Below are 250 nucleotides of genomic sequence, written 5' to 3'. Positions count from 1 at the left end.
CGATAATCCGCACCAAATCACGTTCGGCGGCGGCAACCTGCGTCAACAGCTCGCGCGCCAGTTGAAATAGGCGCATACCGGCCGGTGTGAAGCGCAAAGGTGTGGATTTGCGTTAAAACAACGGCGTTTCGTAATAATTTTCCAAGGCGCGGATATGGTGCGACAGTGCAGATAGTGTCAGGAAAACCCGTTTGGCGGAAAGGGAAACGCTGCCGGTTTCTTATAAAGCCACCAAGGTTTTGAGATGACG

1 pseudogene is annotated in these 250 nt (G+C 52.8%); it reads right to left on the bottom strand.

The annotated features are described in order from the left end of the window. Positions 1-250, bottom strand: a pseudogene (locus ACTHS4_RS12265) (LysR family transcriptional regulator); the annotation flags it as partial.

This window comes from Neisseria sp. P0014.S009 (assembly GCF_051958155.1).
Classification (GTDB): domain Bacteria; phylum Pseudomonadota; class Gammaproteobacteria; order Burkholderiales; family Neisseriaceae; genus Neisseria; species Neisseria flavescens_C.
Note: the sequence above shows the minus strand (reverse complement) of the source record. Positions and strands in the feature narration are given on the sequence as shown.